The sequence below is a fragment of the Streptomyces sp. NPDC041940 genome, from assembly GCF_055589465.1.
The window spans coordinates 99060-119194 of the sequence record NZ_JBVJBP010000014.1 but is presented as its reverse complement, the minus strand read 5'-3'; the positions used below and the strand labels follow the sequence as shown (position 1 = coordinate 119194).

Here is a 20135-nt window from a genome sequence, read left to right as displayed (position 1 = left end):
GATGTGAGGATGGCCGCTCCGAACTCCCCTTATTCGAAAGCAGGTTCACACATGAGACGCACCCGCGGTGCCTTGGCGGTCGCTGCCGCCCTGACGCCCGTCCTCCTGCTCGCCGCCCCGGCCGTGGCCGCCGGCCCGGCACCGGCGGCAGCCGCCGTGACGGCCACGGTGCCGGCGGACGGCACACCGGTGGACGAGCTGTCGGAGGAGGAGCTCCGGATAGCGATCCTGCGCATCATGGCCGACGAGGACAGCGGACGGGGCGTCAAGAGGGAGGCCAACAAGGCCCTCGACGGCACCGTGGAGGACATGCGCGCCTTCCTCAAGACCGGCTACCGCCTCGCCCAGGCCGAGGACGACCGCGTCGCCATCGTCCGCATCATCGGCGACCCGGACTCCGGACGAGGCGTCAAGAGAGAAGCCGGCAAGGCCCTCGACACGAACACCCCGGAGGCCCTGCGCGCCTTCCTGGAGACCGGCTACCGCCTCGCCCAGGCCGAGGACGACCGCGTCGCCATCGCCCGCATCCTGGCCGATCCGAAGATCAGCCCGGCACTTCGCGCCGCCGCCGAGAAGGCGATCGAGGGCACGCCGGAGGAGCTGCGGTACTTCCTGGAGACCGGGCAGTACGAAGTGGACGGCTGAGTCCTCCGAGGCGGGTCGTCGGTGGTGCCGCCGACCCGCTCCGTCGCCACCGTCAGTGGAAGAAGTGCCGCGTCCCGGTGAAGTACATCGTGACGCCCGCCTTGCGCGCGGCCTCGACGACCTGTTCGTCACGGACGGAACCGCCGGGCTGGACCACGGCCTTCACGCCGGCCTCGGTGAGGATCTCCAGGCCGTCCGGGAAGGGGAAGAACGCGTCGGAGGCGGCGTAGGAACCCTCCGCGCGCTCGGTCCCTGCCCGCTCGACGGCCAGCTTCGCGGAGTCCACGCGGTTGACCTGCCCCATGCCGACACCGACGGAGGCGCCGTCCTTGGCGAGCAGGATCGCGTTGGACTTCACCGCACGGCAGGCCTTCCAGGCGAAGGCCAGCTCGGCCAGCTCGTCGGCGCTCAGGGCCTCACCGGTCGCCAGCGTCCAGTCGGCCGGGTCGTCACCGTCGGCCTGAAGGCGGTCCGTCACCTGGAGCAGCGCGCCGCCGTCGATGGGCTTGACCTCGACGGGGGCGGCGGGGCCGTCGGCGCAGCGCAGCACACGGATGTTCTTCTTCTTGGTGAGGGCCTCCAGGGCCCCGTCCTCGTAGCCGGGCGCGACGATGACCTCGGTGAAGATCTCGGCGACCTGCTCCGCCATCTCCTTGCTGACCGGGCGGTTGACCGCGATCACGCCGCCGAACGCCGACAGCGGGTCACAGGCGTGCGCCTTGCGGTGCGCCTCGGCGACATCCGCGCCGACCGCGATCCCGCAGGGGTTGGCGTGCTTGATGATCGCGACGCACGGCTCGGCGTGGTCGTACGCGGCACGGCGGGCGGCGTCCGTGTCCGTGTAGTTGTTGTACGACATCTCCTTGCCGTGCAGCTGCTCGGCCTGGGCGAGGCCGCCGCCCTCCGGGGAGACGTAGAGCGCGGCGGGCTGGTGCGGGTTCTCGCCGTAGCGCAGGGTGTGCTCGCGCTCCCAGGTGGCGCCCAGGAAGTCGGGGAACCGCGACTCGTCGACGGGCGCGTAGGAGGAGGCGAACCAGGAGGCGACGGCGACGTCGTAGGAGGCCGTGTGCTGGAAGGCCTCGGCGGCGAGCCGCTTGCGGGTCGTGAGGTCGAAGCCGCCGCTCCGCACGGCCTTCAGCACGTCGGCGTAGCGGGCCGGGCTGGTGACGACCGCGACGGAGGGGTGGTTCTTGGCGGCGGCGCGGACCATCGAGGGACCGCCGATGTCGATCTGCTCGACGCACTCGTCGGGCGAGGCACCCGAGGCGACGGTCTCGCGGAACGGGTAGAGGTTGACGACGACCAGGTCGAACGGCTCGACGCCCAGCTCGGCGAGCTGCCGCTGGTGGTCCTCGAGGCGCAGGTCGGCGAGGATGCCCGCGTGCACGCGCGGGTGCAGCGTCTTGACGCGGCCGTCCAGGCACTCGGGGAAGCCGGTCAGCTCCTCGACCTTGGTGACGGGGACGCCGGCAGCGGCGATCTTCGCGGCCGTGGAGCCGGTGGAGACGAGTTCGACACCGGCCTCGTGGAGCCCGCGCGCGAGGTCCTCGAGCCCGGTCTTGTCGTAGACGCTGACGAGCGCCCGGCGAAGGGGCCGCTTGTTGCTCTCGGCGGTCACTGGATAACTACCTTTCGTCCCTCAATGCGATGGCCGTTGCGGGCGAGCCGCCCCACGACCTCGACGAGCAGCCTTCGCTCGACGTCCTTGATGCGCTCGTGCAGAGCGCTCTCGTCGTCCTCGTCCCGGATCTCCACCACGCCCTGCGCGATGATCGGCCCGGTGTCGACGCCGTCGTCGACGAAGTGGACGGTGCAGCCGGTGACCTTGGCGCCGTACGCGAGCGCGTCCCGCACACCGTGGGCTCCCGGGAAACTGGGCAGCAGGGCGGGGTGCGTGTTGACGAACCGCCCGCCGAACCGCGCGAGGAACTCCTTGCCGACGATCTTCATGAAGCCGGCGGAGACGACGAGGTCGGGCTCGAAGGCGGCGACGGCCTCGGCGAGGGCGGTGTCCCACTCCTCGCGGCTCCCGTGGTCCTTGACCTTGCGGACGAAGGTCGGCAGCCCGGCACGCTCGGCGCGCGCCAGCCCCTCGATGCCCTCGCGGTCGGCGCCGACGGCCACGATCTCGGCTCCGTAGGCCTGCGCGCCGGTGGCGGCGATCTCGTCGAGGAGCGCCTGCAGATTGGTGCCGGATCCGGAGACCAGCACGACGAGGCGCTTGGCGCGCGGGGCCACGGGCTTGGCGGCCACGGTGGGGGCCTTTCTCGGGGAAGCGTCTGTCCAGGCGGCCGGACCGTGGCGTTTGTACATTCATACGAATGCTTCGGGCTCCCGGATACGGGGAAGCCTACGAACCGGTCGGCCGTCAGCAACGATACCGGCACTCCGGACGGCCCCCACGGGACGGGGGCGTGGCCGGAAGGTAGCGTCTGGGCGGAGCCGGTTCGGGAACGCCGTCCGGGCGTGGTGCGTTCAGGAGGGTGACGGAGCCGGTCCCGACGCCGCACCGACCTCTGTTCGTCCAGTCCAGATCCCCGCTCTCCTCCACACCGCCCCACTCACCAACGGGAAGACGCTCACTTGATGCCGGACCGCAGCCTGCGACTCCTCACGTTCCCCCCGCCGTCGGCACAGGGAGGGGAGCGCGGCGCCGTGCTGCTGCGGGAGCGCCCCGGCTCGCCGCCCGACGCGCCGTCGGACGGCTCCGGCCAAGACGGGCGAGAGCGCGGCTCGCAGGAGGACAACCCCTTCGCCCCGCCGCCCGAGGGCACCCCGGACCGGCCCTGGCAGCCGCGCCGCCCGTCGGGCGACGACTCCCGGGACGGCGGTGAGGGCGACCGTGCGCCGTGGGGCAGTCAGTGGAGCGACCGGCAGCCCGGCCGTTCCCCCGACGGCTTCGGCGATCGCCCCCGCGGCGGCCCCGAGGGCCAAGGACCTCAGAGCGGCGGCCCGAACCTGCGCTGGGACCCGACGGATCCCTCCCAGCGCCGTGCGCGCTATGCCCTGCTGTCGGGCATGTGGGCCTTCTTCTTCGCCCTGTTCAGCTGGCCGTACGTGGCGCTGCTGCTCGGCGCGCTCGCCCTCTACTGGGGCATCAGCGCGCTGCGCGCCAAGCCCCGCAGGTCCGACCCGGACTCCCCGGCCCCCGCCGAACAGCCGGGCCGCCCCCAGACGACCGCAGCGGTCAGCGGCCTGGTCACGGCGTCCCTGGCGATCGCCCTGGTCGCCGCGTCCTTCACGGCGCAGCTGGTCTACCGCGACTACTACACGTGCACGAACGACGCCCTCACCAACAAGGCCGAGCAGTCCTGCGCGAAGCTGCTGCCGGAGCAGCTGCGGGGGCTGCTGGGGACGAAGGACTGAGGCGCTCCCGCCCCCGTCAGGTGCGGTCGGACCCGCGGAAGTCGTAGGGCTCGTAACCGACGTCGTCATCCTCGTCCCGCAGGCCGTACGGGACGTCGTCGTACTCGAAGGGGGCGTAGGGCAGGTCCGGGGTCCGTGGTGTCCCGGCCGCGTCCCGAGCCGAGGCGTCACGTCCGGTGCCTGGAGGACCTGGATGACCTGGGGTGCCTGGGGTGCCCTTGGCGTTCTCGGCAGCCCGGGCGGCTCCGGCTCCCCCGGCGATACCGGCGCTCCTGGCATTGCTGGTACCCCAGACGGCTCCGGCTTCCCCGGCAACTCCGGCCCTCTCGGCACCCCGGGCGGCTCCGGCATCCCTGGCGGGTCCGGCTCCCTCGGCGCCCCAGACGGCTCCGGCATCCCCCGCCAGTCCAGCACCCCAGGCGGCGCCGGATTGCTCAGCGGTTCCGGGTCCCTTGGTGCCCCGGGCAGTTCCGACTCCCCCGGCCTCCCGGGCGGATCCCTTGCCGTCGGCGCCTGCGGTGCGTGTGGCGGCCCCTGCGGTCCGGGGGGATCTGCCGCGCGCGAACCAACCGCCCCGGCGGCGTGTTCTCCCGGCCCTGTCGGTGCCCTCGGCCGTCTCCTCACGCTGTCTGCCGATCACCGGCTCCTCCTCGCGGGGTGACCGGCAGCGCCAGATCCCCACCCCCACCGCCGTCGGGACCGCGACCAGCGTCAGCCACGCCAGGGTCGCCGCGCCCACCTGCCACCACACCGGCCCGAAACGGGCCAGTACGGAGACCCCGAGCGGCCCGCCGGCAAGCGCGGCGAGCCCCGCGAGCACGGCCGCGCACAGCAGCGCCGCCAGAGCGGCGGCGCGGGCACCGCGCCACGGCGACCAGCCGACGCCCCGCCCGCCGGGAGCCGCACCCTTCACCACGGTCCGGCCCAGCACCACCCCGGCGACCACCGGCACGACCCCGGCCACCCAGTGCACCCACACCCCCTGCCCCGCCTCCGGCACCGCCGCCAGCAGCGGAAACGTCGGCAGGAACGGCGGCGGCGCGGAGGACAACGGCCCCACGACATGGCCGGCGCCGAGGACGAAGCCGGGGCCGAGGGCGTACGAGGCACCCCACACCGCCGCGTTCGGCACCAGGGCCGCACACAGCAGCAGGACCGCGAACCGCCCCGACCACCCCTCGGTCAGCCGGAGCAACGACCCCTGGGCCTCCGTGCCGTGCACCACCAGCGACACCGCCACCAGCAGCGCGCCGCCCCCGAGCAGTACCGCCACTCCGGCCGCCGCGGCCCGGGCGGCGACACCAGGGCGCCCGTCCGGGGCGTGGACCAGCGGCCGCAGGCCCACCGGCAGTACCCGCAGCAGCAGCCGCAGCGGACCGCCCGGACGGCCGTACGCCGACCACACGCCCACCCCCGCCACCACGGCGGCGACCAGCGGCACGTACACCGCCGTCCACAGCCACGACGGCCGCAGCACACCGCCGCCGGCGAACAGCGCGGCGGGCAGGGCGACGGCCAAGTAGCCCAGGACGACGCCCGTCCACGCCGTACGGGCGGCGACCAGCGGCGGTCCCGCGCCCTGGATGTCCTCGACCTCCTCGCGACCCCCGATGTCCTCGATGTCCTCGACGGTCGCGAGGGCCTTGAAGCCGCCGACGTCGTCCCCGTCCCCCGCCCCGCCGTCCGTGGCGTCGCGTGCCGCCCGGAGCAGCAGCCACACGGGCAGCGCGAGCAGGAGCAGCGGCGAGATGCCCACGGGGGCGGGCACTCCGGAGAGCGTGTCGACACGGACCAGCTCGGCTCCGTGGGCCAGCAGCCACAGCGCCGCCGTGACGTGCAGCACGCCGCCGGGCCCGCTGTCGGGGTACGGCGAGGTGATCCACAGCATCATCACCAGTACGGCGCACCACGCGAGCCCCAGGCCCGCCGCCACCGCACCACTCACAAGGGCGTCGCCCAGTCCGGGCGAACGGTCCCGCACCCGGGTGAGCAGGAACGCCGGCAGACGGCGGCGAGCGGTTGCGGTCATCTTGATCACGCCCGTCATGCTCCCAACGACACGCGCTTTCCCGTCGTAACAGGCGAACCACCGTTGTGTCGCTCAATATACGTTTATGTACTTTTCCGTACCGAGGGGCGCCCTGTGACACAGAGCCCTGCCCTCCCGCTGCCTCCACCCAAGGAACGCCGACGCCTGCGCGAGACCGCCTCGCTGACGCGGGCTCAGCTGGCCTCCCGGGTGGGCGTCACCAGCGAGACGGTGCGCGGATGGGAGACCGGCCGCGCGACGCCGCGCGGCCGGAAGGGGGAGAAGTACGCGCGGCTGCTGCACTCACTGGGCGGGGAGCGGGAGGTGACGGAGCCTCATACGAGCGTCGCCACGAGCGACCGAGGCAGAACCTCCGCCCCGGGCAGGAGCGCCAGGAGCCGCCCGCCGGCCAGGGACCGGGACCGCACCCGTCTCGCCGAGCGAGGCCGCGCCCCCGCCCCCGACCGCGGCCGCACCACCGCCCGCGTCACCCTCGCCGACCGCAACCGGGCCCCCGGCCGTACGAAGACCCCGCACCGGCCGGACGACGCGACCTCCGCTCTCGACCCTGAACAGGCCTTCGACGCGCTGTACGCCTTCTGCGCCCCCGCGCTGGTCCGGCAGACCTATCTGCTGACCGGGCGCCGTGAGCTGGCCCGGGAGTCCGTCGAGCGGGCCTTTCAGACCGCCTGGCAGCGCTGGCCCGAGGTGGCCCGCGACCGGGACCCGGCGGGCTGGGTGCGCGCGGTGGCGTACGAGTGCGCGCTCTCCCCGTGGCACCGGCTCCGGCCCCGCTACCGGCACCCCGAGCCGCCACCGTCCGACGCGTTCGACCGCGCGCTGATGGACACCCTGCTGAGGCTGCCGCCGTCGTACCGCCGGACCTTGCTGCTCTACGACGGTGTCGGTCTCGGCCTGCCGGAGACGGCGGCGGAGACGGAGGCGAGCACCCGCGCCACCGTGAACCGGCTGATGCACGCGCGCGAGGCGGTCGCCGAGCGGCTGCCGGAGCTGGCGGACCCGGAGGTCCTGCACTGGCGGCTGGTCGAACTCGCCTCCACCGAGCGGCTGCGGGCCGCCAAGCCGCTGGTGGTGCGGCAGGCCGGGGAACGCCGGGCCCGCCTGTGGACCCGGGCCGCCATCGCCTTCACGGCCCTGCTGATCGGGACCACGGTGCTCACCGTGCGCACGGCCCCGACGCGCTACGAGCCGCCGGTACCGCCGGGCGAGACCGTCCAGGGCGTGCCGCCGCCGGTCGCGCCCGGACCGCTCTCGGAGTCGGAGCGGGACCTGCGGTCCAAGCTGCGCAAGGAGCAGCAGAAGGGGCCGGACCGGCTGCTGCCGCAGCCGCGGTGAACAGCCTTGGCGAAACTTGGCGAAACGGCGGTGGGCCCGCCCCCCGTGCGGGGAGCGGGCCCACCTGTGAGCCGTGAGGCGCTGCTCAGCCGGCGAGGATGGCGCGGGCCAGCTTCGCCGTCTCGGTCGGGGTCTTGCCGACCTTGACACCGGCGGCCTCGAGGGCCTCCTTCTTGGCGGCGGCCGTGCCGGAGGAGCCGGAGACGATGGCGCCGGCGTGGCCCATGGTCTTGCCCTCGGGCGCGGTGAAGCCCGCGACGTAGCCGACGACCGGCTTCTTCACGTTCTCCTTGATGAAGGCCGCGGCCCGCTCCTCGGCGTCGCCGCCGATCTCACCGATCATCACGATCAGGTCGGTGTCGGGGTCGGCCTCGAACGCGGCGAGCGCGTCGATGTGCGTGGTGCCGATGACCGGGTCGCCACCGATGCCGACGGCGGACGAGAAGCCGATGTCACGCAGCTCGTACATCATCTGGTACGTCAGCGTGCCGGACTTCGAGACCAGGCCGATGCGGCCCGGCTTCGTGATGTCGCCCGGGATGATGCCGGCGTTCGACTGGCCCGGGGTGATGAGACCGGGGCAGTTCGGGCCGATGATGCGGGTCTTGTTGCCCTGGGACACGGCGTAGGCGTAGAACGCGGCCGAGTCGTGGACGGCGATGCCCTCGGTGATGACGACCGCGAGCGGGATCTCGGCGTCGATGGCCTCGACGACGGCGGCCTTGGCGAAGGCCGGCGGCACGAAGAGGACGGACACGTTGGCGCCCGTCTTCTCGATCGCCTCGGCGACCGAGCCGAAGACCGGGATGTCGTTGCCGTCGATGTCGACGGACGTGCCCGCCTTGCGGGGGTTCACGCCACCCACGATGTTCGTGCCGTCGGCCAGCATGAGCTTGGTGTGCTTCATGCCCGTGGCACCGGTCATGCCCTGGACGATGACCTTGCTGTCCTTGTTGAGGAAGATAGCCATGGCTGTTTAGTCCCTCGTCCCTTACTTCGCAGCCGCGAGCTCGGCGGCCTTGTCGGCCGCTCCGTCCATGGTGTCCACGCGCTGCACCAGCGGGTGGTTGGCGTCGGAGAGGATCTTGCGCCCCAGCTCCGCGTTGTTGCCGTCCAGACGGACGACCAGGGGCTTGGTGACGTCCTCGCCCTTGTCCTTGAGCAGCTGCAGCGCCTGGACGATGCCGTTGGCGACCTCGTCGCAGGCGGTGATGCCACCGAAGACGTTGACGAAGACGGACTTGACGTCCGGGTCGCCGAGGATGATCTCCAGGCCGTTCGCCATGACGGCGGCGGAGGCGCCACCACCGATGTCGAGGAAGTTGGCGGGCTTGACGCCGCCGTGGGCCTCACCGGCGTACGCGACGACGTCCAGGGTGCTCATGACGAGACCCGCGCCGTTGCCGATGATGCCGACCTCACCGTCGAGCTTGACGTAGTTGAGGTTCTTCTCCTTGGCGGCGGCCTCGAGCGGGTTGGCCGCGTCCTTGTCCTGGAGGGCCTCGTGCTCCGGCTGACGGAACTCGGCGTTCTCGTCGAGGGAGACCTTGCCGTCCAGGGCGATGACGTCACCGGAGGCGACCTTGGCCAGCGGGTTGACCTCGACCAGGAGGGCGTCCTCCTCGACGAAGGTCTTCCACAGGGTGACCAGGATGTTCGCGACCTTGTCGGCGACCTCGGCCGGGAAGTTCGCGGCCTCGACGATCTGGCGGGCGACCTCGGGGGTCACACCCACGTTGGCGTCGATCGGCGTCTTGGCGACGGCCTCGGGGCGGGTCTCCGCCACCTCCTCGATCTCCATGCCGCCCTCGACGGACGCGATGGAGAGGAAGGTGCGGTTGGCACGGTCCAGGAGGAAGGAGACGTAGTACTCCTCCAGGATCTCCGGGGCCGTCTCGGCGATCATCACCTTGTGGACCGTGTGGCCCTTGATGTCCATGCCGAGGATGTTGGTCGCGTGCTCGACCGCCTCGTCGGTGGTCGCAGCCAGCTTCACGCCGCCGGCCTTGCCACGGCCGCCGACCTTCACCTGGGCCTTGACGACGGACTTGCCACCGAGGCGCTCGGTGGCTGCGCGGGCCGCCTCAGGCGTGTCGATGACTTCACCGGCCAGCACCGGTACATCGTGCTTGGCGAAGAGGTCCCTCGCCTGGTACTCGAACAGGTCCACGCGCTTCCGTCCCTATCAGTGATCTCGCGGTTCGTTGTCTGCGTGGGCGTGCCGCGAGGGCAACGTGACGTCCGCTGTCTGTCACAAGGGAGGCGCACACGGTGTCCGAGCGCGCGGCATGTCCGTCTCGCAGGTTATCGCTGCTTGCAGGAGGCCCCTAAATCGAGGGTCACACCTGAGCGGTGATACCTGTCACATGATGCCGCGCTCTCTGGCACAGCGTGCCTGGAGTGAGGGGCCTCACCGGGCTGGGGTAAGCCCGGTGAGGCCCGCCGAACACCTCCGAATGAGCACAGAAACCCGGTTCAGGGTCCTGCTCTCGGGGGCGCGGGTCGGTTGGTCCCCACCCCAATGGGGGCCGGCCGACCTCATCCACGAGGTTTCGGCCTCGGACCGTCGACGGCTTTCGACCGTCCGGGCGTGAGGGCTCGCGGAGTCCTGGGGGCGGCTGCTAGCCGGGGAGGACGGGAATGTCCCGGTGGCTGTCCCGGGTGCCGGCCGCGCAGGTGCGGGCAGCGGCACCGCGCACGAGGCTCAGCGGAGCCCGGCTGCTGGGCGTGACGGCGTGGGTGTCGCCGTGACGTGGTGTGCCGTTGTCGGCCGTGGAACGGTTGCCGAGCGTGCCGTCCGGACGATCTCCGGGCACGTGGCCGACCGGGGCGGCGCCTCCGACGCCGGCGGACGGTCCCGGATGGGCCACGCGTCTGATGTGGTGCGCGCGGTCGTGGCCCTCGTGACCGTGGTCTGCGAGGTCGGGGTCTGCGAGGTCGGGGTGCTGGGATCGGTACTGGTCGCCATGCACGCCGTGCGCCACGGGGTCCGCAGCTCCGGTTCGGGCCGGGGAGGCAGGTGTACCGACCGACGGCACCGTCGCCCCGCCCGGCTGCGGCCCGACCGTGCCGGGCGCGGGCAGGGGGTGACTCGGGAACGCCGGGTAGCCGGGAACCCCGGGCACAACGGGCACTCCCGGAGCCGCTACGTCACCATCAGGCGGAGCGGACGGGCCCGGCAGCCCGGGCAGCCCGGGCATCGCCGACGCGTCAGGCAGGGTCGGCAGGTCGGGCAGGGCGGGCAGGGCAGGCGCAGCCGGTGCCTTCGGCGGTACGGGCAGGGCCGGCCCATCCGACAGGTCCGGCCGATCCGGCCGATCCGGCGGCGAGGGAGCCTTCGGCGGTGCCGGCAGCTTCGCCGGCGCCTTCGCCAGCTCCCCGCCGACCGACTCCCGCGCGTCATCGGCCACTCGTCCGGCCCGCGCACCCACGGCCCGGACGAGCTGAGTACCACCGGCTCCGGACAGGAAGCGTTCGCCCCTTTGCCCACTCGCCGACCGCCCGGCCGTGCTGTCCGCCGACGCCCGCACACCGTCCGCCGCATACGCCCGCTCGCCGCACAGGAGCCCGATGACGAGCACACCGCCCACCAGCAGCGCCACTTGGAGCGCACGCCGCCCGGCCACCGTGCGCAGCATGCGCACAGCGGCACCGGACAGAGCTGCTGACGAGGACAAGAGGGGGAGCTTCCTCCCGTGCGACGGAACAAGTGCGGAACGCATCACGCGTCACGGGCAACGAGTCGGCACAACGCGACACTGCCCGGCGCGGCGCGGCGCCCTGCCGAGCAGGCGCCGATCCTCGCACGGGAGTGCGGAGGTCGCGCAAGCCCCTCTTGACTGATGGCCCGTCATATCCGTTTTGCCGGACCGAATCGGACGACGATGCGTCGACAAATCGTCACACCGCGTCCGGTATCGGCAGCGGCCGCTTCTCGATCGCCGCCGCCATCACCTCCGGGAACAGATCGGGCGTGCAGGCGAACGCCGGTGCCCCCAGCGCGGCGAGCGCGGCCGCGTGCTCCCGGTCGTAGGCCGGCGCCCCCTCGTCCGAGAGCGCCAGCAGGGTCACGAACTGCACCCCCGATGCCTTCATCGCCGAGACCCGCTTGAGCATCTCGTTCCGGATGCCCCCCTCGTAGAGATCGCTGATCAGCACGACCACCGTCTCCGCGGGCCGGGTGATCTGCGACTGGCAGTACGCGAGGGCCCGGTTGATGTCCGTACCACCCCCCAGTTGCGTGCCGAAGAGCACGTCGACCGGGTCGTCCAGCTGGTCCGTCAGGTCGACGACCGCCGTGTCGAAGACGACGAGTCGCGTGGAGATCGTCCGCATCGAGGCGAGCACCGCTCCGAACACCGACGCGTACACCACCGATGCCGCCATGGATCCCGACTGGTCGATACAGAGGATGACCTCCTTCTTCGTGGACTGGGACGCCCGCCCGAACCCGATGAGCCGCTCCGGCACGATCGTTCGGTACTCGGGCAGGTAGTGCTTGAGGTTGGCCGCGATCGTGCGGTTCCAGTCGATGTCGTGGTGACGGGGCCGGCTGATGCGAGCGCTGCGGTCGAGGGCACCGGTGAGGGTGGCCCGGGTCCGGGTGGCGAGCCGCTTCTCCAGGTCCTCGACGACCTTGCGCACGACGGCCCGTGCCGTCTCCTTCGTCGTCTCCGGCATGGCCTTGTTGAGCGAGAGCAGCGTGCCGACGAGATGCACGTCGGCCTCCACCGCCTCCAGCATCTCCGGCTCCAGCAGCAGTGTGGCGAGTCCGAGCCGGTCGATGGCGTCGCGCTGCATGACCTGCACGACGGAGGACGGGAAGTACGTCCGGATGTCCCCGAGCCAGCGCGCCACGGACGGCGCCGACGCTCCCAGCCCCGCCGAACGGTCCCGGCCCCCCTGTGGCTTCTCCCCCTTTCCGTAGAGCGCGGTGAGCGCCCCGTCCATCGCCGCGTCCTGCCCCGACAGCGCGCATCCGGTGCCGTCCGCCGCGTTGCCCCCGAGCACCAGCCGCCACCGCCGCAACCGCTCCTGCGCCGGGTCCGTCACCTCGGTCGTCATCCGCGTCCTCCCCCGCGAAGCCGTTCCCACAGCGGGATCACCGGCACGGTCGTCGTCGGCCGGCCTTCCGCCCGGGGCCCGTTGCCGACGGTGTCCGCCGCTTCCGTCCTCGGAGCCTGCTCCCTCAGTGCGTCGGTCGTCATCCCGTCACCCCTGCCAGGTCGATACCGGTTTCCTCGTCCACGTCGTCCAGCCCGAGCAGCAGCCGCACGACCGGCAGCACGGCATCCGCGCGCGCCGCATCCAGCTCGGCCGCGAAACCGGGTATGCCGGAGCCGGCCGCCGCCGAACCGCCCCCGGCCCCGGGCCCGCGTCGGACGAGCTCGCCCAGCGTCCGGCGCACCCCGGGCTCGTACGCCGAGAACGTCCGCCGCAGCAGGGGCAGCACGTCCGTGAACGCCTCCGCCGGCACCCCGGTCAGCCAGGCGTCGACCAGCCCGAGCAGCCGCTCGTCGTGCACCAGGAGCATCCCGCCGCCGGAGCCTCCTCCGACGAAGCCCTCGATCCACGCGGCCGCGTCCGCGGGCGGCGTGCCCGGTGACAGGACGAGCCCCATGAGCAGCGCCGCCTCGTCCTGCGCCAGCTCCCCGTCGTCGAGCAGGAGCCGCACCGCCCGCCCCCGGATCACCCCGGGCACGGTGTCCCGCCCGCACAGCACGCGCAGCACCGACTGCCAGCGGCCTCTCAGATCGCCGTGTCCCGTCGCGGGCGCGTCGCCCAGGAGCCCCACCGCCCCGTGCACGGCGTCCACATGACGCCGCATCTCCTCGGCGCCGTCCGCGTCGAGCGCGGCGCAGGCCGGGGGCAGGCCGACGAAGACCCGCTCGGCCAGGCCCGCGGCGACCTCCCCCAGGGCCCCGGTGTCCGTGCCGCGCACATCGCCGTAGCGCAGGGAGCGGACCAGGGCCGGCAGCGCCTGGGCGAGATGGCCGACATCCGTGTCGAGGGCCGCCCGGTCGGCGAGGATCCGCATCACCGTGGGCAGGGCGTCGGGCAGTTCGGCCAGCAGGCAGCGTTCGGCGAGCGCGGTGACGTCGGCGAGGCCCTGCGCGGCGACCCCGTCCGCCTCGGCCTTCGCGGTCGCGGCGGACAGTACGGTCGTCCCCCACACTCCGGCCTCGGCGACCCGCACCGACAGCTCGGGCTCCCAGCGCAGCCGCCAGGTCTCCCGGAACGTGCCCGTGCTGCCCCGCGAGGCCGCCGGTTCGCCCCAGGCGACTCCGAGCAACCGCAGCCGGTGCAGCAGTCTGCTGCGGCCGGCGTCGGTCTCCTTGCGCAGGTCGAGCTCCAACTCCCGCTCCAGTGCCTCCGGCTTCAGCCGAAGCCTGCGCTGGAGCCGGGCGAGGTCCCGCTGCAAGGGAACCGCCGGCGCCGTCGGCGGCACCTCCCCCAGCACGTCCCCCACGACCAGCCGGTCGTGCACCAGCGCCAACGGCACGTCCGAGCCCTCGCACAGCACCGCCCGCACCGCGTCGGTCGTCTCGCTCAGGCCGGGCAGCGGACGGCCGCGCATCGCGGCGAGTGTCTCGGCCAGCCGCACCGCCTCGATGACATGCGCGGAGGAGACGATCCGGTCCTCGGCGCGCAGCAGCCCTGCCACCTTGGTCAGCCACCGTTCGACCGGCCGGTCCGGGGCGCTGAACAGATGCCCGTACCAGCCCGGCGACTCGATGCCGGCCCCGTACCCGCTGGTCCGGGACAGCCTGCGGTGGGTCCACGGCACCCAGGTCATGTCCGTCTTGACCTTGGGCAGCCCCTTCAGCAGCGCCTTGTCGGCGGCGACGGTCGTCCTCTGCCGCAGGGCGGGCACGTGCCAGGCGCCGCAGACGACGGCCACGCCGTCCTCGAACTCCCGCTGCGCGGCCCGCACCTGGAGCCGCATATGGGCCTCCCGCACCAGGTCCCGGTCGTGTCCCCCGACGCCGTAGGTCTCGCGCAGCGCCCCCATGGCCTCCTCGAGCACGGTGAACGGCGCGAGCGCGTCGCCCTTCCCCAGGCCCCGGTGCTCCACGACGTCCTCCCACCACCGCTCCGGATCGTCGTAGCCGGCGGCCTCGGCGAGCACGCCGAGCGGGTCGATCCGCAGGCCGGCGGAGCCGGGGGCCGAACCGCCGTCGCCTGCGCCTTCGTCATCGCGGTCGCCATCGCCGCCACCGTCGCTGTCGGTCCCCGCCGCGTCCTCCTGCCTCCCCCAGGCCAGCGTGTGCGTGGCCGGCAGGTCGATGAAGCGGGCCGGGACGTCGTGTGCCAGGGCCCAGCGGATGGCGACCCACTCCGGGGAGAACTCGGCCAGCGGCCAGAACGACGAGCGGCCGGGTTCGTCCACGGCATGGGCGAGCAGGGCGACCGGAGGCCGCATCTCCTCGTCGGCGGCGAGCGGGATCAGGGCATCGGCCTCGGGCGGACCCTCGATCAGCACGACCCGCGGCCGGGCCTCCTCCAGCGCGGCTCGCACCGCCCGGGCCGAGCCCGGCCCGTGATGCCGCACCCCGAGCAGCAGCGGCCCGGCCCCGGCCCCCCGGCCCTCAGCCCTCTCCACGCCTGTCACACCGACCCCCTCCCTTCCACGCGCACCTCTGACGGCCCCTCCTCGTACCGCTCACACACTCACCTCACGGCAGGCCCGGTAGAAGTCCTTCCAGTCGTCGCGCTCGCGGACGACCGTCTCCAGGTACTCCTGCCAGATGACGCGGTCGGCCGCCGGGTCGCGGACCACCGCGCCGAGAATCCCCGCGGCGACGTCGCTCGGCCGCAGCACGCCGTCACCGAAGTGGGCCGCCAGGGCGAGTCCGTTGGTGACCACCGAGATCGCCTCGGCCGTGGACAGCGTGCCGCTGGGCGACTTCAGCTTCGTCCGGCCGTCGGCCGTGACCCCGTCGCGCAGCTCCCGGAAGACCGTGACGACCCGGCGGATCTCGTCGAGGCCGTCCGGCGCGGCCGGGAGGTCCAGGGAGCGGCCGATCTGGTCGACGCGGCGCGAGACGATGTCGACCTCGGCCTCGGGGCTCTCCGGCAACGGCAGCACCACCGTGTTGAAGCGGCGGCGCAGGGCGCTCGACAGGTCGTTGACCCCGCGGTCGCGGTCGTTGGCCGTGGCGATCAGATTGAAGCCGCGGACCGCCTGCACCTCCTGGCCCAGTTCCGGTATCGGCAGCGTCTTCTCCGACAGGATCGTGATGAGCGTGTCCTGCACATCGGCCGGAATACGCGTCAGTTCCTCGACGCGGGCGGTCATGCCGTCGGCCATCGCCCGCATGACCGGGCTGGGCACGAGGGCGTCGCGGCTCGGGCCGTGGGCGAGCAACCGCGCGTAGTTCCAGCCGTACCGGATGGCCTCCTCCGGTGTTCCGGCGGTGCCCTGCACCAGCAGCGTGGAGTCGCCGCTGACCGCCGCGGCCAGGTGCTCGGACACCCAGGTCTTCGCCGTGCCGGGCACGCCGAGCAGGAGCAGGGCGCGGTCGGTGGCGAGCGTGGTGACCGCGACCTCGACGATGCGGCGCGGGCCCACGTACTTCGGTGAGATCACCGTGCCGTCCGGCAGCGTGCCGCCGAGCAGGTAGGTCGCGACGGCCCACGGCGACAGCTTCCAGCGGGCCGGGCGCGGGCGGTCGTCCTGCGCGGCGAGTGCGGCGAGTTCGCCGGCGAAAGCGTCCTCGGCGTGCGGCCGCAGCGCCTCGGCACCATCGGTCTGCGACGTCGGTTCAACGGACACAGGCATGGCTGAGTCCCCCTCCAGCTCGGCCGGTTCGGATCTGGTGACCACGTTGCACCACACCACTGACAATGCGTTCTGACCTGCGCAAATGCTCCGTCGGAGCCGCTCGCGGACCCGATTGTCAGTGGTGGGATCTACCTTCGATGACATGACTCAGCAGGGGGTGCGCTGGACGGCGGACCAGGTGCTGGCACTGGCGCCTGACACCGCTTCACGCAAAGCGGGAAGCAAACTCGGCGCGGCGGGGCCGTGGTCCGAGGCGGGGAGTTCCGACGAGGGGACGGTGTGGGGGCTGTGCAAGGGCAGCGGGAGCAAGCCGTATCAGACGGTCGTCGACATCGCGGACGCCTCCGGGCCCGCGTACAAGTGCAGTTGCCCGAGCCGCAAGTTCCCGTGCAAGCACGCTCTCGGGCTGCTGCTGCTCTGGGCGGGCGGCGAGGGAGCGGTGCCACCGGGGCAGGCACCGGAGTGGGCCGGGCAGTGGCTAGCGGGACGGCGCAAGCGCGCGGAGGAGAAGAGCGCGGAAGAGAGCCCGGCCGCGCCGTCCGGGTCCGCTGATCCGGAAGCGGCGCGGCGCCGGGCGGAGCGACGGGCCGAGCGGGTCACGGCGGGTGCGGTGGAGCTGGAGCAGCGCCTGGCGGACCTGCTGCGCGGCGGCCTGGCGACAGCGGAGCAGTCCGGTTACGGCCTGTGGGAGGAGACGGCGGCCCGCATGGTCGACGCGCAGGCGCAGGGCCTTGCCGCGCGGGTCCGGGAGCTGGGGACGATTCCGTCCACCGGTCCGGGCTGGCCGGTGCGGCTGCTGGAGGAGTGCGCGCTGCTGCATCTCCTCGGCCAGGGCTGGCTGCGCCGCGAGCGGCTGCCGGACGACCTCGCCGCCACGGTCCATTCCCGGATCGGCCTGCCGGCCTCCGCGGACGGCCCGCCGGTGCGGGACCGCTGGCTGGTGCTCGCCCAGTACGACACGACGGACCCACGCCTGACGACCCGCAGGATCTGGCTGCACGGCGCCGGCTCGCACCGCACCGTGCTGCTCCTCTCCTACGGCGCCGCCGGCCGCGCCCCGGAGCTGGCGCTGCCGGTGGGCCTGACCCTGGATGCCGAGATGTCCGTCTACCCGGGCGCGGGGCAGTCGCGGGTGGCCCTGGGCGAGCGGTTCGCACCGCCCACGCCCTCGGACATACGTCCGCCGGGGATCACGACGTCGCAGGCGGCGGCCCGTTACGGCGACGCCCTGCGCGACGATCCCTGGCTGGAGTCCGTCCCGGTGACGCTGGACCGGGTCGTCCCCACTCCGGACGGCGGCTCCTGGCAGTTGGCGGACGCCGACGAGGACGCGGCGCTGCCGCTCACACCCGCCGCGCGTTCCCGGCCCGGCCTGTGGCGGCTGGTCGCCCTGTCGGGCGGCGCCCCGGTCAGGGTCTTCGGCGAGTGCGGCCACCAGGGCTTCACCCCGCTGACGGCCTGGCCCGAGGGGACGGGCGACGCGGTGGCCCTGTGCTGAACCGACGGCGGGCCGGCCGTTCCGATCCGCCCCACCCTTCCCATGAATCAGCCAAATCAACGCATCTTTCAGGCATCACGGGACAACCGATGAGGGTGAGACTTCAACCACTCACGGGCGCCCCGCGGAAAGGACGCTCATGACCAGGACCTCCGCCGCTGTGGACGCGCCCGTCACGGGCGACTGGGAGGGGCTCGTCACCACGGCGCTGCTGGGCACGGACCGGCGCACCCCGCCGGGCTCCGGGCCGGGCCCGGAGGCACCGGTGGCCCTGCTGGACGCGGCGGCGACGCAGACCGTGCGGCGTCGGGCCGGTCTGCGTCCCGCGCGGGCGGCGGAGCGCCCGCAGGCGGCCCCGGACGACCCTCGTCCGCCGCTGCCGCCCGCGGCGGCCCGCAGACTCGCCCTGCTGCTGGCCGACCGCCCCGGCCCGTCCGGCGGTGGCCGCCGGGGCGCCGCGCCCGACCTGATGGAGCTGCTGCCCCAGTGGCTCGCGGCGGCCAACGCCCGTGGTTTCGCGCCGCCTCCACCCGCGCTTCCCGCGCTGCTGGACGCGGCCCGGGGGCGTACCGACCTGCGTCCGGCGGTGCTGGAGTTCGCGGGGCCCCGTGCCCTGTGGCTGGCGCGGCTGAACCAGGACTGGCGGTTCGCCCTGCGCTCGGCACCGGGCGGTGGAGCGGCCCTGCCACAGGTCGACGACGACCGGATCCAGCGGTTGTGGCAGGAGGGCCTGTTCGCCGAACGGGTCGCCCTCCTCTCCGCCCTGCGCTCCCGCGAACCGGCCGCCGCACGCGAACTGCTCGCCGCGACCTGGACGACGGAACGGGCCGAGGACCGGCTGATGTTCCTCGACTCCCTGCGCGCGGGCCTGGGCCCGCACGACGAGCCGTTCCTGGAACAGGCCCTGGCCGACCGCAGCCGCAACGTCCGGGCGACGGCGGCGGAGCTGCTGTCGGCGCTGCCCGGTTCGGCGCTCGCCGCGCGGATGGCGGTCAGGGCGGAGGCATGTGTGGCCATCGACCACACACAGACCCCACAGGCCGCACCGGCGGCTCAGACTGCCCAGGCCGCACCGAGTGCACCGACCGCGCCGACGATCGCCGTCGAAGCACCCCACGAGTGCGACCCGGCGATGGAGCGCGACGGCGTCGTGGCGAAGGCCCCGGCGGGACGGGGAGAACGGTCCTGGTGGTTCGGCCAGTTGGTGGAGGCGGCACCGCTCGGGACCTGGTCGCGTCGGCTGGGCGGGCGATCACCCCGGGAGATCGTGGCACTGCCGGTGGCGGACGACTGGCAGGGCGAACTGCACGCGGCGTGGTGCCGGGCGGCGGTGCGCCAGCGGGACGCGGAGTGGTCGCGTGCGCTGCTCGGCGAGTCCTCGGCACCGGAGGCGGGCGGCCCGGGCGCGGTGTCCCTGGCCGAACGCGCCAAGCTGCTCGGCACGCTGGGTGCCGCCGAACGGGCCGAGTGGGTGGCCGGCTTCATAGCGACGCACGGCTTGTCCGAGGCCTTTCAGCTGCTCGGGGTGTGCGCGGTGCCGTGGTCCGGGCCGCTCGGCCGGGCGGTGGTGGACGCGCTCAACATCGCTCGGGACGCAGGGAGTTATCCATGGAGTTTCAGCGGGGTCATGGGCCTGGCCGAGCGTTGCCTCGACCCGTCCGAAGCCGGCCGTCTCGACGCTCTGCTGGCCGTACCGGACGAACCGGAGAACGCGTCACCCGGAGCCGGCGGCTACTGGGCGGAGGCCTTCCAGCGCCTGGTCACGACCCTGCGGCTGCGCGCGGCGATGACGGAGGAACTGGGCGCGTCGTAGGTAGGAACGCACCCGACGACTGCGCAAGGAACCGGCCCCGGCCGACACCAGGCCCACCAGCCACGACACCGGCACCGGCACCGGATCCGGCTCCGGCTCCGGCCGGCCGAAGTCGTCCCCGCCGAACCGCCGGAGGCCTACGCCCCGGCCGGCTGACGCACGTTCGTCCGGACCCACTCCACGATCGACGTCGTCGTCGCGCCGGGCGTGAAGATCTCCGCGACGCCCTTCTCCTTCAGCAGCGGGATGTCCGCCTCGGGGATGATCCCGCCGCCGAAGACCAGGATGTCCGCCGCGTCCCGCTCCTTGAGCAGTTCGATCACCGCCGCGAAGAGCGTGTTGTGCGCACCGGAGAGGATGGACAGCCCGATCGCGTCGGCGTCCTCCTGGATCGCCGTGTCGACGATCTGCTCGGGAGTCTGGTGGAGCCCCGTGTAGATGACCTCCATACCGGCGTCACGCAGGGCCCGCGCGATCACCTTGGCCCCGCGATCGTGGCCGTCGAGCCCCGGCTTGGCCACCACTACGCGGATCGGACCGGCTGCCACACCCATCACTGCCTCCATGAAGCGAATACATCCATCCGTACCGACAAGTACCGCACACATCGGGCACGCCGTACACGCCGCACCGCACGGACACC

General features: G+C 73.2%; 15 protein-coding genes. 5 read left to right on the top strand and 10 right to left on the bottom strand.

Translation table 11 applies throughout. The features are described from left to right. Positions 1–51: 51 nt before the first annotated feature. The gene (locus ACZ6I3_RS23800) at positions 52–645 is read left to right on the top strand and encodes an ALF repeat-containing protein (protein WP_469417167.1); all 594 of its coding nucleotides are present in this window, start codon (positions 52–54) and stop codon (positions 643–645) included. Positions 646–697: 52 nt separating this feature from the next. Here the strand turns inward: ACZ6I3_RS23800 and purH are convergent, their stop codons facing one another. After that, positions 698–2263, bottom strand: a complete 1566-nt coding sequence (purH, locus tag ACZ6I3_RS23795) for a bifunctional phosphoribosylaminoimidazolecarboxamide formyltransferase/IMP cyclohydrolase (protein WP_469417165.1) — start codon at positions 2261–2263, stop codon at positions 698–700. Beyond that, positions 2260–2898: a phosphoribosylglycinamide formyltransferase gene (purN, locus tag ACZ6I3_RS23790; protein WP_184591279.1), complete on the bottom strand. Its 639-nt coding sequence runs from the start codon at positions 2896–2898 to the stop codon at positions 2260–2262. The genes purH and purN overlap by 4 nt, the downstream gene beginning before the upstream one ends. A 333-nt stretch (positions 2899–3231) precedes the next feature. On the opposite strand from purN, the gene ACZ6I3_RS23785 reads away from it, so the two are divergent. Next, positions 3232–4011, top strand: coding sequence for a hypothetical protein (locus tag ACZ6I3_RS23785; RefSeq protein WP_469417163.1), 780 nt, complete (start codon positions 3232–3234; stop codon positions 4009–4011). Between the two features lie 16 nt (positions 4012–4027). On the opposite strand, the gene ACZ6I3_RS23780 is transcribed toward ACZ6I3_RS23785, so the two are convergent. Continuing rightward, positions 4028–6058, bottom strand: a complete 2031-nt coding sequence (locus tag ACZ6I3_RS23780) for a cell division protein PerM (protein ID WP_469417161.1) — start codon at positions 6056–6058, stop codon at positions 4028–4030. Between the two features lie 96 nt (positions 6059–6154). Between ACZ6I3_RS23780 and ACZ6I3_RS23775 the strand changes: the two genes are divergently transcribed. Further along, positions 6155–7396, top strand: coding sequence for a helix-turn-helix domain-containing protein (locus tag ACZ6I3_RS23775; RefSeq protein WP_469417159.1), 1242 nt, complete (start codon positions 6155–6157; stop codon positions 7394–7396). Between the two features lie 85 nt (positions 7397–7481). On the opposite strand, the gene sucD is transcribed toward ACZ6I3_RS23775, so the two are convergent. The 6 genes from sucD to ACZ6I3_RS23745 all read right to left on the bottom strand — a co-directional run bounded on the left by sucD (position 7482) and on the right by ACZ6I3_RS23745 (position 16178). Further along, positions 7482–8366 carry a succinate--CoA ligase subunit alpha gene (gene sucD / locus ACZ6I3_RS23770; protein ID WP_359887117.1) on the bottom strand — a complete coding sequence of 295 codons (885 nt, stop codon included), beginning with the start codon at positions 8364–8366 and terminating at the stop codon, positions 7482–7484. A gap of 21 nt (positions 8367–8387) precedes the next feature. Further along, the gene (sucC, locus tag ACZ6I3_RS23765; RefSeq protein WP_184591287.1) at positions 8388–9566 is read right to left on the bottom strand and encodes an ADP-forming succinate--CoA ligase subunit beta; all 1179 of its coding nucleotides are present in this window, start codon (positions 9564–9566) and stop codon (positions 8388–8390) included. Positions 9567–10017: 451 nt separating this feature from the next. Beyond that, complete coding sequence (locus ACZ6I3_RS23760; protein WP_469417157.1) at positions 10018–11073, bottom strand: hypothetical protein; 1056 nt, start codon at positions 11071–11073, stop codon at positions 10018–10020. 223 nt (positions 11074–11296) lie between these two features. Then, on the bottom strand, positions 11297–12460 hold the full coding sequence (locus ACZ6I3_RS23755; RefSeq protein WP_469417156.1) for a VWA domain-containing protein: 1164 nt from the start codon (positions 12458–12460) through the stop codon (positions 11297–11299). A 139-nt stretch (positions 12461–12599) separates the two neighbouring features. Further along, positions 12600–15008, bottom strand: a complete 2409-nt coding sequence (locus ACZ6I3_RS23750) for a DUF5682 family protein (RefSeq protein WP_469417154.1) — start codon at positions 15006–15008, stop codon at positions 12600–12602. Positions 15009–15059: 51 nt separating this feature from the next. Continuing rightward, entirely contained in the window at positions 15060–16178 is a 1119-nt protein-coding gene (locus tag ACZ6I3_RS23745) for an ATP-binding protein (RefSeq protein ID WP_189722763.1), read from the bottom strand. A gap of 145 nt (positions 16179–16323) precedes the next feature. Here ACZ6I3_RS23745 and ACZ6I3_RS23740 point away from each other — a divergent pair, with 145 nt between their 5' ends. Continuing rightward, positions 16324–17679 (top strand): SWIM zinc finger family protein, encoded by a 1356-nt coding sequence (locus ACZ6I3_RS23740; protein ID WP_469417152.1) that lies wholly within the window; start codon positions 16324–16326, stop codon positions 17677–17679. 139 nt (positions 17680–17818) lie between these two features. Beyond that, positions 17819–19492, top strand: coding sequence for a DUF5691 domain-containing protein (locus tag ACZ6I3_RS23735; RefSeq protein WP_469417151.1), 1674 nt, complete (start codon positions 17819–17821; stop codon positions 19490–19492). A 137-nt stretch (positions 19493–19629) separates the two neighbouring features. Here ACZ6I3_RS23735 and ACZ6I3_RS23730 read toward each other — a convergent pair whose 3' ends face one another. Continuing rightward, positions 19630–20046, bottom strand: coding sequence for a cobalamin B12-binding domain-containing protein (locus ACZ6I3_RS23730; protein WP_469417149.1), 417 nt, complete (start codon positions 20044–20046; stop codon positions 19630–19632). Positions 20047–20135 lie beyond the last annotated feature (89 nt).